The following is a 13,372-nucleotide window of genomic DNA, read 5'->3' on the forward strand; positions in this document are numbered from 1 at the left end:
TTTACTTCAGTCATTATTCATAAACGTCTTATGATAAGCGTTACGATATTGGGTGGGCGTCATGTTTTCGTATTTTCGGAAGAGGCGCATGAAATATTTATCGTCGGTGAACCCCGTCTCTGTCGCGATGTCCCTCACGCTTAATGCGGTTCTGGTTAGTAGCTCCTTCGCTTTAGTCACACGTACTGAATGGATATATTCCAATGGCCCCATGGAGGTATGCTGTTTAAATAGCCGAGCTAAATAGTCCTTGTTGTAATTGAATTTATCCGCGATGATGGCCACGGTAAGCGGTTCGCTTGCATGTATCCTTGTCCACTCAGCTATTTTGACGAAGGTGACATCTTGCTGTGCGCGGATCAGCTTACTGGCGAACGGCTGAAGTGCATGCTCAGACAGCTCAATTAAAAGCGAGGTCAGCAAATAATTAACGCTGGAATAGGTTAAATACCCCGAGTTGGCCACATGGAGGATTTGATTCGCCAGAATATGAATCCGGTCACTATGTTCGATTTTTATGATTTGGGGCAGATATAGATCATGTACGGACCATAAGCGCTGTGTGCGCGAAAAGATTTCTTCTGCCTCAGGCTTCATTTCCTCCTCACTCAGCAATAGCCCCTCGTTTGTCAGTTCGAAATGAAACCAATAAAACTTAACCCCGGGTCGTGACTCTCTATAGCCGACATGTGTGCGATTAGGCATGAGCAGAAGAGCTTCGTCAGGGCCTACTTCAAATTGTTTGTTTTCCTCACTCAAATATACCGTTTCGTTCACGCCAATGATTAGTTCGTAGTTCCCCATAACACGCTCCACATGCTTCCATGGTGTTTCTGAGATAAATTCACCTGCCGCTGTAAAATGAACAGGTACATCTGCATTTATTTTTAAATAGCTCATGCGGTCCTCCTAGCAATCAATAAGTCGGGTTTGTCCACTATTTGTACGACTGATCTACCGACAAATCAACGTTCCGGTGTTATCTTATGGATACAAATATACACTTGTCATCTAACCCTGACAAGATTGCGAGGGAGCGATTTCATTGAAGACGCAAGCTTTTGATCTACAGAACGTACGAATTGATTCAGGTCCACTTCTCCATGCGATGGAGTTAAATACTGATTATTTACTCAAGCTTGAGGCAGATCGGCTTCTGTCGCGTTTTCGCGAATATGCTGGCTTAGAGCCTAAGGCTGCTCACTACGAGGGCTGGGAATCTCAGGGGATTAGCGGCCATACGTTAGGCCATTATATTTCTGGATGTGCGTTAATGTATGCCTCTACGGGAAATGAAGAGCTGCTACAACGCGTGAATTATGTAGTAGATGAATTAGAGCAATGTCAGGATGCGCATGGCAATGGCTTTATTTCCGGCATTCCTCGTGGCAGGGAGTTATTTGAGGAAGTGAAGGCAGGCAACATTCGCTCACAGGGCTTTGACCTCAACGGAGGTTGGGTGCCACTTTACACGATGCATAAGCTGTTTGCAGGTCTTCGCGATGCTTATCGACTGGCGGGCAATCAGAAGGCGCTCGTTATTGAAACGAAGCTAGGGCTGTGGCTTGAGGATATTTTTGCAGGGCTGAGCAAAGATCAGATCCAAGAGGTGCTGCGTTGTGAGTTTGGCGGCATGAATGAAGCGCTGACGGATTTGGCAGAGGATTCCGGGGATGATCGTTTCCTCGCGTTAGCGGAAAGCTTTTACCATGGGGAAGTCCTTAATGATCTTGCCGTAGAAAAAGATACCTTAGCCGGAAGACATGCTAATACTCAAATTCCGAAGATTATTGGGGCAGCAAGACAGTATGAAGTAACTGGTCAGGAGCATTATGCAGGTATTTCCCGCTTCTTCTGGGATCGGGTCGTGAATCATCATTCTTATGTGATCGGCGGCAACAGCTATAATGAGCATTTTGGTGAACCGGATAAGTTAAATGACCGATTGGGTGAAGGCTCCTGTGAGACATGCAACACGTACAACATGCTGAAGCTGACCAAGCATATGTTCCAATGGGATGCGTATGCAGCGTATGCGGATTACTACGAACGTGCGATGTATAACCACATCTTAGCCTCTCAGGAGCCGGTAGATGGCCGGGTATGTTACTTCGTATCTCTCGAGATGGGTGGACATAAATCGTTTAATTCGCAGTTCGAAAGCTTTACGTGTTGTGTAGGCTCGGGAATGGAAAGCCATTCTATGTATGGCTCGGCGATATACTTCCATAGTGCAGATGAGCTTTATGTCAATCAGTACGTACCTTCTACAGTGGCTTGGAAAGAGCAAGGCATTAGCTTGCAGCAAGAGACCAAGTTCCCGGCAGAGGGACAAGGTGTACTGCGGATCAGTGCAGCACAGCCAACGAAATTCACATTAAAGCTAAGACATCCTTACTGGGCTGAGCAAGGGATGAGTGTTAGCGTAAATGGTGAAGATGTTCAAGTAAATGTAGGCAAATCTAACTACTTTGCTTTGGATAGAGAATGGCAGGATGGTGACGTTGTCGAATACGATATTCCGATGTCGGTGAGAATCGAGACGATGCCGGATAATCCGAACCGAGTTGCCTTCCTTTATGGGCCACTTGTGCTCGCAGGTGATTTTGGGCCTATAAATGCAGAGGCCAATAGCGATCGCGCCCTTGCTTCCGTATTAATCGGAGATCGGGACACACTGACGGACAACCTCATCCAATCTAACGTGAGCAAAAATGTGTTCCGGATGAAAGGTTTAGGGTATACAGGGGATCATGAGCTTCGTCCGTTCTACCCTATGCATGATCATCGTTATTCCGTGTATTGGGATTTATTCACACCGGAAGAGTGGAAGCTGGCAGAGGCTGAATATCGCGAAGCTGTGGAGAATAACTTGCTGCTTGAGCAGTTAACTGTCGATTCGGTACAACCTGCTGAAATGCAGCCTGAACGCGATCATAATTTCACAGGTGAATTTGTAGGCCTAGGCAAAATCCACAATCGTAAGTATCGGGACAGCTGGATCAATGGCTGGTTCTCCTTCACGATGGAAGTTTTGCCGGATGAGCAAGTGGATCTGGTGGTCACGTATCTGAAGTCGAACGATACTTCGCTGGCATTCGATATTTTGGCGGATGGGAAGCAACTTGGTGTAGGCACTCTTGAGTCTGAGGAGATGAATAAGCTGGAGACGATTCGCTATGAACTCCCGCAGACCATTACTAGCGGCAAATCAGCGGTTACGATTAAGTTTGCTTCTCATGAAGGACATAAGGTTGGCCAAGTGGCTAGACTACGTATCGTTAAACGTAATTCTTGAATAAAAAGGCTTACAGAATTATAATAGGGTCAATTCTTTTAATTGAGGTGAAATGGATGTCTTTCCGTACCGTTACAAGGAACTAGTTATCGGGCTGGGTGAAACGCGTACCAGCTATCAAGGGGGGAGTCTACCCTTTTGATTACAACTAACTAGAGCTTTGAACGGTGCCATAGGCAGCTGTTTTTGTAGAGCCAGGCACTTAACCTATTTAACTTAGAGAACCGTTTATTTGTGGATGGTTTTTTACAGTGGGATAGGGGCGCCTGGCTTTTTTGCATTCAATTAAAAGAGGGGATAAACGATATGTTAAAAAAGAGTCTAGCTCACCTAAAATGGTGGGTAGGTGGTTATATTTTATTGGGTTTTGCCATTCAGCTGTTAAGTAGTTTAGGTGTTGTTGTCTTTCAAAAAATATTAGATAAGACCACGGTAATCAACAGTTTTGATGAAATAGCAACATTAATTATGGTGTATGGGGCTCTGCTGGCTGGGGTGGCGATCCTGAATTATATAGACGAATATCCGAGTGTGTTTTTATCGAACAGCATCACGGAGAGGTTAAAGATTATTGCACTGTCCAAAATATCAAAAATGGATTATCAAGCGTATCAGGATATGGGAACAGGGCAAATGATTAAGGTGATCGAGAACGGGGCAGCGGCTGGAAACAGCATTATTTTTTCTTTTTTTCTCAAAACACTACATGAGCTATTACCTACTCTTCTATTCAGTTTAGTCTTTATCAGCTTCTATGACCTAAGGATCATGTTAGTGATTGCAGCTGGCTATGTGGTCGTCTTTCTGATAACAAATCTGCTGTTGAAATTTCTGTATGCCATGAAGGCTGCCATTCTCCAAGAGCAAGAAAAGATGTCCAGATTCTCTATCCGCGGGTTTATGGAATTGGTCGTCTTTAGAACCAACAAGAGATATGAGAAAGAGATCGATAAATTAAGCCAGACCGCACGCACTATCATTCATAAAAATGCTCAGCTAAAAATGATCCATGAAGCTTTTTTCGCTATATTCGAGTTATTTGTCACGATCATTAAAGTTGTTGTCCTGATTTATGGTGTGAAAAGCATTGTCGCAGGCGAGACCTCACTTGGTATTGTGGTCGCATTGTTTATGTTCATCGATAAAATTTATACCCCAATTGCCATCTTCAATGTTTTATTTGTAGATTACAGACTGAATAAAGTGACCTACAGAAGATTCGAGGAATTTATTGCTGCCCCAGAAGATAAGAACTTGGAATCCGGAGAAGCCATCACTGAGCTCCAAGGCAATATTGAGTTTAGGGAGGTGTCCTTTACTTATGGGAATGTGCAGATTCTGAATAACCTGTCATTTTCGCTTACGCGAGGAACTTCTGTTGCTATTGTCGGATTAAGTGGAGGCGGGAAATCTACGCTGATTAAATTGATTGTGGGGTTATTAAAAAAGGGCGAAGGTGAACTCTTACTGGACGGTAAGGATATCGATGAGATTCGTTTGAATAGCTACTATGATCATATTTCCTATCTATCCCAAGACACACCGATTTTCGATGCTACGATAAGGGATAATATTGTATTCGATGAGGATACTCTGTCCGATGAAGAGCTATATGAGATTTTGGAAAAAGTTCATTTGCAGGAAAAAGTAAGCCATTTGCCGGATCGCTTAGATACTTTGGTGGGCGAAAAAGGTCTAAAATTATCAGGAGGCGAAAGACAGCGATTAGCCTTTGCCAGAATCATTGCCCAAAAAAGAAATATTCTAATTCTGGATGAGCCCGTGTCAGCGCTTGATAATATCACTGAGCAAAGTCTTATGGAGACGATTTTGAATGAATTTAAGGACAAAACTATCATCATTGTGGCCCACAGGCTTAATTTTATAAAAGACGTGGATAAGATATTGGTAGTGGATCAAGGGTCCATTGTTGGGGAAGGGAAGTTTGATGATTTAATAGAACAGTGTGAAGCTTTTAAAGCGTTATGGAATAGAAAAATATCGTTTACAGATTATCGATAAATTGCTAGACTCTTCTAAAAAAAAGAGGTGCTATCTATGGCTTGGCCAACACATATTGTAGCGGTGGGTGGAATTGCAATAAATGAAGAGGGAGATATTCTTTTAGTAAAAACACATCATGGTGGGTGGGTATTTCCTGGAGGACAAGTGGAAGTTGGAGAAAACCTAATGGATGCACTAATTCGCGAGATTAAAGAGGAAAGTGGAATCGATGTCGTTGTTTCTCAATTGATTGGCGTGTATTCGAATACAGGTATGCATAAATGGTATGACGGTGAGACGGATGTTCCTACCAAAGTCATGTTAGACTTTATCTGCAAGCCCGTGAGTGGAGAATTAAGTACTTCGGAGGAAACATCTGAAGTGATGTGGGTAGCCAAGGAGAAGGTGCTGGATCTGATTTCTGCAGCGGCTATTCGTACCCGCTATCAAGCTTATTTGGATTTCGATGGAAATACTAGGTATATGGATTATGTAACTGGAGGTGCGTTTGAAGTTAAATTGGATCGGATGGTGTAAAAAAGAAACTTTGAGGCTTTCCCGAAAGGGAAGGCCTCTTTTGTTGGGAATGAGCGATCATTCCGCTATATCGTATAAGGATTGTAACGAATCATCTCAATTAAATTCACTGCGGCTGCTGATAAGGGCTCATTTTTACGTGTACAGATCGCAATGGTGTTCTTCAGATGGATTCCTTCTACATATACTCGGCACAATTCTCCACGCTCTACATATTTGCGTACGACTAATGAAGAAACGAAGTTTGCGCCATATCCGGCGATAACGGCTTTGATGGCTTCATGTAGTCCATTAAATTGCAAAGAGATGATAGGAGCGGGTGTGTTGTATGTGCGACATAAAGATAATAATCGCTCCCGCGTTGAACTCCCTTCTTCACGCATAACGAAGGGTTCCTTCATCATTTCGAATAGAGAAACTTGCTGATTGGCATAACGATGATCGGGTGCGACTACAAACCATAACTCGTCCTGGAATAACTCTTCTGTCTGGATTGTTTCTGGATAAGCCTCGGCGATTCCTCCATAAATAGCTATATCCACGTCTACATTTAACAACTGCTTGAGGGCATCACTTGAGTTGGTAGTGGTGATCATCATCTCCACTTGTTCATATTGCTGCTTAAACTTTGCAATCCAGGTAGGAATGAGAAAGTGAGCAGGTAAATACGTGGCGGCTAGACGGATACTCCCGTTAGTGCCGTTAACATAATCTTGAGCGAATTGCTCAATTTGTTGTTCTACGGCGAACAGTCGCTTGGCGAGTAGAGTAAGCTCTTCCCCTGCATCCGTTAAAGCAATTCCTCTGCCTTGAGGTTTAAATAGGGCAAAGGACAGTTCTTTTTCGAATTTCTTAATCTGCGCAGTGATGGCAGGCTGACTTATATTTAAAATTTCTGAAGCGCGTGTCACACTGCCTGTCGATGCGATTACATGGAATAAGCGTAAGGCATGTAGGTTCATGGTTAAACTCCCATTCTTCAATTCATATATTAAATGTATAAATTATACTTAAAGATATATTATATTTATGATTATAACTGATTTACAATACAGATATAAAGATGACTTGGAAAGATGAGATTAGGGAAAGGAGTAATGGAGAGGAGGATTGGAACTGTAGGAGCGTAGCGATCGCCTTTGTCTCCGGATTTGAACCATGAACAAATACTAAAGGAGAAGTGATAAATATGAATCAAACGACTACTTGGGATAAAGTCGATCAGTATATTACAGAGCGCCTGATTCCACAGGACTCTGTGTTAGAAGAAGTGTTGGTCACCAATCAACAGGCAGGGCTGCCGCCCTTTGATGTTTCGCCCAGTCAGGGGAAATTCCTGAATCTACTGGTGCAAATGAAAGGTGCACGCCGGATTTTGGAGATTGGCACCTTGGGCGGGTACAGTACGATTTGGATGGCAAGAGCCCTGCCGTCTGACGGACAGATAGTTACCTTGGAGCTGGATCCCATTCATGCGCAGGTAGCTAAAGCTAATCTTTCGCTTGCCGAGGTGGATCATCTGGTAGAGCTTCGTGTAGGGGATGCATTAGAGCAACTGTCTCAGATGAAACAAGAGGGCGGTGAACCCTTCGACTTTATTTTTATAGATGCCGATAAACCGAATAATCCTAACTATTTAAAGTGGGCGCTGCAATTCTCCCAGCCCGGAACGGTGATCCTTGGAGATAATGTGATTCGTGAAGGTGAGGTCATTAATGAGAATAGCGAAGACGCTCGTGTAGTAGGCGTACGGGAATTCTATGATCTGTTGGCTGAAGAGCCTAGAATTTCGGCTACTGCCATTCAGACGGTGGGAAGCAAAGGTTATGATGGATTTGTATTGGGAATTGTGAATAGCTGAGGGATTCCACAGGTCCTCTGAGCGTTACGGATTCCGTTGACGTTATTTGCGAATTTTTAGCCTTTAGAGCATGGTTTCGGACTCCAGTGACGCTATTGCTTAGAAAAAGGTTCATCTGTGTTCGATCGAATCAAACAAAGGTGTCCCTAAGCCATGATGGCTTTTGGAACACCTTCGTTATTTTAAAGCGCCTCTTTAATTACCTTTTTGTAATAGAAGACGGACAATATCGCAAAGATCGAATACAAAGCAGTGTATAACAGCATCACCAGAATCATCGGTGTCCAAAGCTCTGTGCCGAATAAGAACCAGCCGGATTTAACGGCGAAGTAGCTGTGAAGCAAACCTATGACTAATGGAATACCGAAATTGAACAATTGCTTCATCTGTATACCTCTGAGCAGATCGCCTTGCGTGAACCCAAGCTTTCTCAGAATGGTGTAGTTAGGTTTTTCATTTTCACTTTCATCCATTTGTTTAAAGTATAGAATACATCCGGAGGTAATCAAGAAGGTTAACCCCAGAAAAGCAACGATAAACATAATGAGTCCCATATTTTGTTTTTGACCTTTTATCGACTCTAATTGAGAGTCTTGTTTGTTTTTCTCATCAAATTTCAAGGTCTTGAAAAGTTCATTTGCCTGTTCAACGCTGGCCCGGACTTTCATATCAATCCCGATATTAAGGGAGGATCCTCTTTGAAGGGCAGGATCTAAATCCTTTTTTAAGCGCTTGAAGATCGATTCGTCTACAACTGCAACCGGTAAGCCACCCCCTGTGTAATACCCTGAAATGGGACTTTCGATATCTAATCTTTTATAATCCTGTGGAAAAACCTCATGTAACCCTTTGAGTTCAATCGCTCCTTTGTCTTTCATAGTCATAAAATTATCCAGTGCACTGCTTGATTTCGTAAAATAAGCTTTATCTGGAGTTAGATCAACGTCTTCAAGTGCATTTTCACTTATGACAGCCAAGGTCATAATATTTGAAAACATATCGTTTCCGTCCGGTTTTTTATCAAGAATCTCTTCAACATCTACATCGACCTGAAGGACTTGGGTCCTTCTTTCTGTAAATACTAAATCATTTGCCGTTAGGATCTTTGTAAATTGTTCAGCCTCTTGGGCATTCGTGAATACAAAATCCGTTGGGACATATTGCTTGGAAGTTTTCTCAGCAGAGTAAAAGGAAATGTAGCTAAGGGATAATAAACCCAGGGCTAGTGCCGATACCGTTGTAATGATGGTCAATAATACGGCATTGGATTTCATGCGAAACATAATGGAGGAAAGAGATAGAACCTCTCTAATGTTCAGATAGCCGTTTTTCCGCTTACGAATGATATGAAAAATAAAACTTACCGAGCCTTTATAAAATAGATAGGTCCCAATAATGACGGATCCCAAAATAGTAATCATGGATATAGCCAATTGATTCATTGAGGTTACGTCTTCGGTAAGTAATTTAGAGGAGAGCACATAGCCCAGTAGGATTAGGCCAATTCCGATAATCCCTATGATCATTTCAAAGAAGGATAACTTTTTCACTGTACCTTCTGTTGTTGAGGTCACCCGGAACAAGGATAAGATGCTTTGTCTTTTAATAAATCCATAATTCATCAGCATGATCAAAAGATAAATCACACAGAATACGATCAATGTCTGAATCAAAGCTTCAATAGAGAAATGAAGGGAGGCTATAGCATCGACCCCCATTATTTTAAATAAGATCATGAGGATTAATTTTGAGATAGAAAAGCCAACCAATATCCCTAGGATCAAGGAACCGAAATATAGGATAAAGTTCTCTGCCGAAAGAATGCGGAAAATTTTATTTTTGGTCATTCCGATTAACTGGAATAAGCCAATTTCTTTACCGCGTCGTTTGATAAAGATCGTATTAGCATACAACAGGAAAATAGAGACAATTACGACTAGTAAAACCGAGGCAGCCGTGATGGCTGCGCCCCCTTTGATAGAGCTTTCCAGCTCATCCATCGAGGGATCGTATTGCAAGGTGACAAAGGCGAAATATAAGGCCACACTAAAAACTAGCGCAAACACGTATAGGTAGTAATTTCGAATGTTTTTTCGCAGATTTCGAATCATTAATACATTAATGCTCATTCTGCACACCGCCTAATACACCCTGTGTTTTTATAATGTCGTTGAAGAAAACTTGTCTTGATTGTTCTCCTTTATTTAATTGTGTATAGATCTTGCCATCTTTTATGAAAATAACTCTACTGCAATAACTGGCAGCTACTGGATCATGTGTAACCATAACGATGGTTGCTTTTCGTTTTTGATTGAGTTCACTTAGCTTATTTAATAAATCAGAAGCGGATTTAGAATCCAGTGCCCCGGTAGGCTCATCAGCAAAAATAATACTTGGATCATGAATGAAGGCACGAGCTGCTGAGGTACGTTGTTTTTGACCGCCAGAGATTTCATTGGGGTACTTATTTTTTAATTCCAAAATCCCCAATTCCTTTGCGAGACTTTCGAATTTCTGATTGGCGGATTTCTTGGGTGTATTGGTAATGGATAGTGGCAGCAGGATGTTCTCCTTTACCGTCAGCGTGTCCAAGAGATTATATTCTTGAAAAATAAAACCTAAATGATTCTTGCGAAATTCAGCAAGCTGCTTCTCTTTCATATTGGAGATTTCATTGCCTTCGATGGTAATAGATCCGTTACTGATTTTGTCGATCGACGAGAGTACGTTGAGTAGGGTTGTTTTACCTGAACCGGAAGGCCCCATGATACCAACGAATTCGCCTTCTTCTATACGAATATCGAGTCCGCTTAACACGGATTGTTTGTTTAATTTATTGCCATAGCTTTTATGAATTTTAGTAGCTTCTAGAATTGCCATAATGATTCACTCCTTCGTTTCTTCTTGTATAGCTTTATTATAAAAAAGTTTATAGTTCTTATCCTGCGATTGCCCGAACAAAATATAAAAGCATGTGACATTGTTGTCACATGCTTGAGATTTTAACGAATTCATTTTTGAGTGGGAAGGTTAGAGTAAATGTTGATCCCGCTCCGAGCTTGGATTGAACTCCGATAATGATGAGTAAGGATTGAGCTGCTTTCTGAGCTAAATATAAGCCCATGCCTGTGGCGGCATTGTCGCGATGTACAGTAGTGGAAGTAAACCCTCTGTCGAAGATGCGCGGCAGGTCCTTCGGATCTATCCCGCGCCCGCAATCCTTCACCTCAAGAACGATATGTTCAGCTTGCTGGTAGCTATTCACTGTAATATCAGAAGCTTCACTATATTTTACGGCGTTGGTTAGGAGTTGTCTGAGGATAAAAGCCAGCCATTTAGCATCACTAAGCACTTCGGCAGCTTCCAAGTTCAACTCAAAGCCGATTCCCTTTTGAATACACCAAGACTGTAACGTCTTAATCTCACTAAAAATAAGCGTTTCTATATCAATTTGCTCCATATACAGGTCGTTTTCAATAAATGGTATCCGTCTTTGATGGAGCTGTTGATCCAGCAGCAGATGAATACGCAGCCACTCATAGGTCAAGTGCCTCTTCATAACATCATCTTCTATACGTTCAATCATTAGATGCATTGCGGTCAGTGGAGTCTTCACTTCATGAATCCAGGATAACAGCTCATCCTTCTCTTGCTCCAAATTCATTAAATTGTCTGAAGCAGTCCGCTTTAACAATTTCACTTGATTGGTGATGCTCTCTTCGATGATTTTCTCAAAAGGACTTTCGGCAAGAGCGATGCTTGTCAGATCGAGATCATCGTCGCGCTCATTTAAGCTTTTATAAAATCTGGTTTCCTTAGGATAGCGAATGACTAGGAAAATTACGAAAAAAATCATCGATAAAGAGACCAGATAGAGTACTGAAGACAGGGGGATGGTCGGGTCCATAAAGGTGATAAAGAGCATAAATAGATGTACAAAAAGAAAGAGCAGAATCCAACTGAGTCTTTCGAGCAGGTACTTTTTAATCATAGACAATCCTCTTCAATGGCTACGTACCCTTGTCCAACCTTCGTCTCAATAAACGCCCCTAATTCAAGCTCGTCGAGCTTTTTGCGCAGCCGATTTACGTTGACGGTAAGGGTGTTATCGCTAATAAAGCGCTTATCGTCCCATAAGCTATTAATTAATTCCTCTCGGGTGACGATTTTATTCTTTTTCTCAATGAGCAATTTCAATATGAAAATCTCATTTTTGGTAAGCTCAATCGTTCCCGTGTCGTTGGTCACTGAATTCCGTTCATAATCGACAGTGGCTCCGCACCACGTTTTGAGTTCAATGTTATCCGTATTGTAATTGTACACCCGCCGGAGAATGGCTTGCACCTTGGCAATGAGTACATCGAAATGGAAGGGCTTTTGGATATAATCATCGGCTCCCAGCTGCATGGACATCACCATATCTGTCGGATGATCCCGAGAGGATAAGAAGATAATCGGCAGATTAGAGTGAGAGCGAATCATTCTGCACCAATGAAATCCATCGAATTTGGGTAATTGGATATCAATTATCACTAAATCAGGTTTGATTTCCGTGAATTTCTGCGTAACATTGTTGAAATCTTGAATGCCATATACATCATAAGACCACTGCGTAAGCCGTTCTTTGATCTCATTAAACAGCGTTGTATCATCTTCGATTAATAAAAGCTTGAACAAATCGGTCACCACACTTTTAGTTTCGTGCCTTGCGTTTAGAATACGCTTAAATGATTGAAGCCATACTTTGATTGTGCTTAGAGCATTGCAGATAACACTGTCTGATAATGCGCAAATTCCTTCGTTTCATTAAACTGAGGGCACATTTTTAAGGAGAGCAGGGCGCTTTCGATTAAGAACTCTCTTGGTTCCTTGTTGTTCATGATCTCTTCTTGGATAAAATATAACAGCTTTAGTGCATTGGACAGGCTAGGATCATCAGCGGCGAATGATTTATCTATGATTTTTTTTAAGCTTACGGTCGCAAACGATAAATCATTATTAAAAAAATCAGTGTATTCAGCAACAGGCAATAGTTTCCCTACATGATCGGGGGAGATAAGCTGGATTCCTTTTTTGCTTACATCCTCAACAATCGTCTGGATAAGAGTAGTGCAATAATTAATGATTTGTTGAGAGGTAATGACTTCATTCATGGCACTGTTAATTTGTAGCATATGTTGCAAGATGCCCGTAAAAATGATGGCTCCATCCAGTAGATAGGGCTTCTTATCTTCAGAAAATATATGCAGGAAACGTTCATGCACCCAGGTTAATAAGGTGAATTTAGTTTTTTTGATGAATGTAATTAAGTCCGGATCATTGGAAACCAGGGCATCTTCAACCAGCTGCAGCAATTTATTTTTTTTATTGATTTTCATAACCAGTTGAACTTGTTTAGCAAATATATCAATGTCAGAGGGGTCCTGGCCAATGAGCAGGCCATTTCTGCCTTCTTCCAGCTGGTCATGAATAGAGGTGAATACAGCTTTAAAGAGATCCCCCTTGGAAGGGAAATAATTATAAAAAGATCCTTTGGAGATCCGGCTGTGATTCAGAATGTCCTGTATGGATGTAGCGTGGTAGCCTTTTTCAATAAATAATTCATGTGCTTTTTGAATTACTTGCTCTTTTCGTTTATTTATCATCTTAGGTGCCCCTTTAAGCTGGACTCT

At 41.8% G+C, this 13,372-nt stretch carries 11 protein-coding genes; 4 read left to right on the plus strand and 7 right to left on the minus strand.

Annotated features, from left to right (window positions below; genetic code table 11):
- Positions 1-6: 6 nt before the first annotated feature.
- Positions 7-900, minus strand: coding sequence for a helix-turn-helix transcriptional regulator (locus MKZ09_RS02025; RefSeq protein WP_076107420.1), 894 nt, complete (start codon positions 898-900; stop codon positions 7-9).
- 145 nt (positions 901-1,045) lie between these two features.
- On the opposite strand from MKZ09_RS02025, the gene MKZ09_RS02030 reads away from it, so the two are divergent.
- The 3 genes from MKZ09_RS02030 to MKZ09_RS02040 all read left to right on the plus strand — a co-directional run bounded on the left by MKZ09_RS02030 (position 1,046) and on the right by MKZ09_RS02040 (position 5,839).
- A complete protein-coding gene (locus MKZ09_RS02030) occupies positions 1,046-3,298 on the plus strand; it encodes a glycoside hydrolase family 127 protein (protein ID WP_076203529.1) in 2,253 nt (750 codons plus the stop codon).
- 306 nt (positions 3,299-3,604) lie between these two features.
- A complete protein-coding gene (locus MKZ09_RS02035; RefSeq protein ID WP_076203532.1) occupies positions 3,605-5,320 on the plus strand; it encodes an ABC transporter ATP-binding protein in 1,716 nt (571 codons plus the stop codon).
- A gap of 36 nt (positions 5,321-5,356) precedes the next feature.
- Positions 5,357-5,839: an NUDIX hydrolase gene (locus MKZ09_RS02040; RefSeq protein WP_076203535.1), complete on the plus strand. Its 483-nt coding sequence runs from the start codon at positions 5,357-5,359 to the stop codon at positions 5,837-5,839.
- Between the two features lie 65 nt (positions 5,840-5,904).
- Here MKZ09_RS02040 and MKZ09_RS02045 read toward each other — a convergent pair whose 3' ends face one another.
- Entirely contained in the window at positions 5,905-6,801 is an 897-nt protein-coding gene (locus tag MKZ09_RS02045; protein ID WP_076203538.1) for a LysR family transcriptional regulator, read from the minus strand.
- A gap of 227 nt (positions 6,802-7,028) precedes the next feature.
- Here MKZ09_RS02045 and MKZ09_RS02050 point away from each other — a divergent pair, with 227 nt between their 5' ends.
- Positions 7,029-7,700: an O-methyltransferase gene (locus MKZ09_RS02050; protein WP_076203542.1), complete on the plus strand. Its 672-nt coding sequence runs from the start codon at positions 7,029-7,031 to the stop codon at positions 7,698-7,700.
- Between the two features lie 182 nt (positions 7,701-7,882).
- Here MKZ09_RS02050 and MKZ09_RS02055 read toward each other — a convergent pair whose 3' ends face one another.
- From MKZ09_RS02055 to MKZ09_RS02075, 5 genes are all read right to left on the minus strand, one after another.
- Entirely contained in the window at positions 7,883-9,829 is a 1,947-nt protein-coding gene (locus tag MKZ09_RS02055; RefSeq protein WP_076203546.1) for an FtsX-like permease family protein, read from the minus strand.
- Complete coding sequence (locus tag MKZ09_RS02060; RefSeq protein ID WP_076203549.1) at positions 9,819-10,580, minus strand: ABC transporter ATP-binding protein; 762 nt, start codon at positions 10,578-10,580, stop codon at positions 9,819-9,821. The genes MKZ09_RS02055 and MKZ09_RS02060 overlap by 11 nt, the downstream gene beginning before the upstream one ends.
- A 106-nt stretch (positions 10,581-10,686) precedes the next feature.
- Positions 10,687-11,691, minus strand: coding sequence for a sensor histidine kinase (locus tag MKZ09_RS02065; RefSeq protein ID WP_076203552.1), 1,005 nt, complete (start codon positions 11,689-11,691; stop codon positions 10,687-10,689).
- Positions 11,688-12,377, minus strand: coding sequence for a response regulator transcription factor (locus tag MKZ09_RS02070; RefSeq protein ID WP_076203555.1), 690 nt, complete (start codon positions 12,375-12,377; stop codon positions 11,688-11,690). The genes MKZ09_RS02065 and MKZ09_RS02070 overlap by 4 nt, the downstream gene beginning before the upstream one ends.
- A 77-nt stretch (positions 12,378-12,454) precedes the next feature.
- A complete protein-coding gene (locus MKZ09_RS02075; RefSeq protein WP_256715103.1) occupies positions 12,455-13,345 on the minus strand; it encodes a TetR/AcrR family transcriptional regulator in 891 nt (296 codons plus the stop codon).
- Positions 13,346-13,372: the final 27 nt, after the last annotated feature.

It is taken from the genome of Paenibacillus sp. FSL R5-0908 (assembly GCF_038006245.1).
Lineage (GTDB): Bacteria > Bacillota > Bacilli > Paenibacillales > Paenibacillaceae > Paenibacillus_AQ > Paenibacillus_AQ odorifer.

Coding starts and splice junctions, on each gene's coding strand:
- MKZ09_RS02055 (WP_076203546.1), bottom strand. CDS start 9,829: ATGAGCATTAATGTATTAATGATTCGAAATCTGCGAAAAAACATTCGA.
- MKZ09_RS02045 (WP_076203538.1), bottom strand. CDS start 6,801: ATGAACCTACATGCCTTACGCTTATTCCATGTAATCGCATCGACAGGC.
- MKZ09_RS02025 (WP_076107420.1), bottom strand. CDS start 900: ATGAGCTATTTAAAAATAAATGCAGATGTACCTGTTCATTTTACAGCG.
- MKZ09_RS02065 (WP_076203552.1), bottom strand. CDS start 11,691: ATGATTAAAAAGTACCTGCTCGAAAGACTCAGTTGGATTCTGCTCTTT.
- MKZ09_RS02075 (WP_256715103.1), bottom strand. CDS start 13,345: ATGATAAATAAACGAAAAGAGCAAGTAATTCAAAAAGCACATGAATTA.
- MKZ09_RS02035 (WP_076203532.1), top strand. CDS start 3,605: ATGTTAAAAAAGAGTCTAGCTCACCTAAAATGGTGGGTAGGTGGTTAT.
- MKZ09_RS02050 (WP_076203542.1), top strand. CDS start 7,029: ATGAATCAAACGACTACTTGGGATAAAGTCGATCAGTATATTACAGAG.
- MKZ09_RS02060 (WP_076203549.1), bottom strand. CDS start 10,580: ATGGCAATTCTAGAAGCTACTAAAATTCATAAAAGCTATGGCAATAAA.
- MKZ09_RS02040 (WP_076203535.1), top strand. CDS start 5,357: ATGGCTTGGCCAACACATATTGTAGCGGTGGGTGGAATTGCAATAAAT.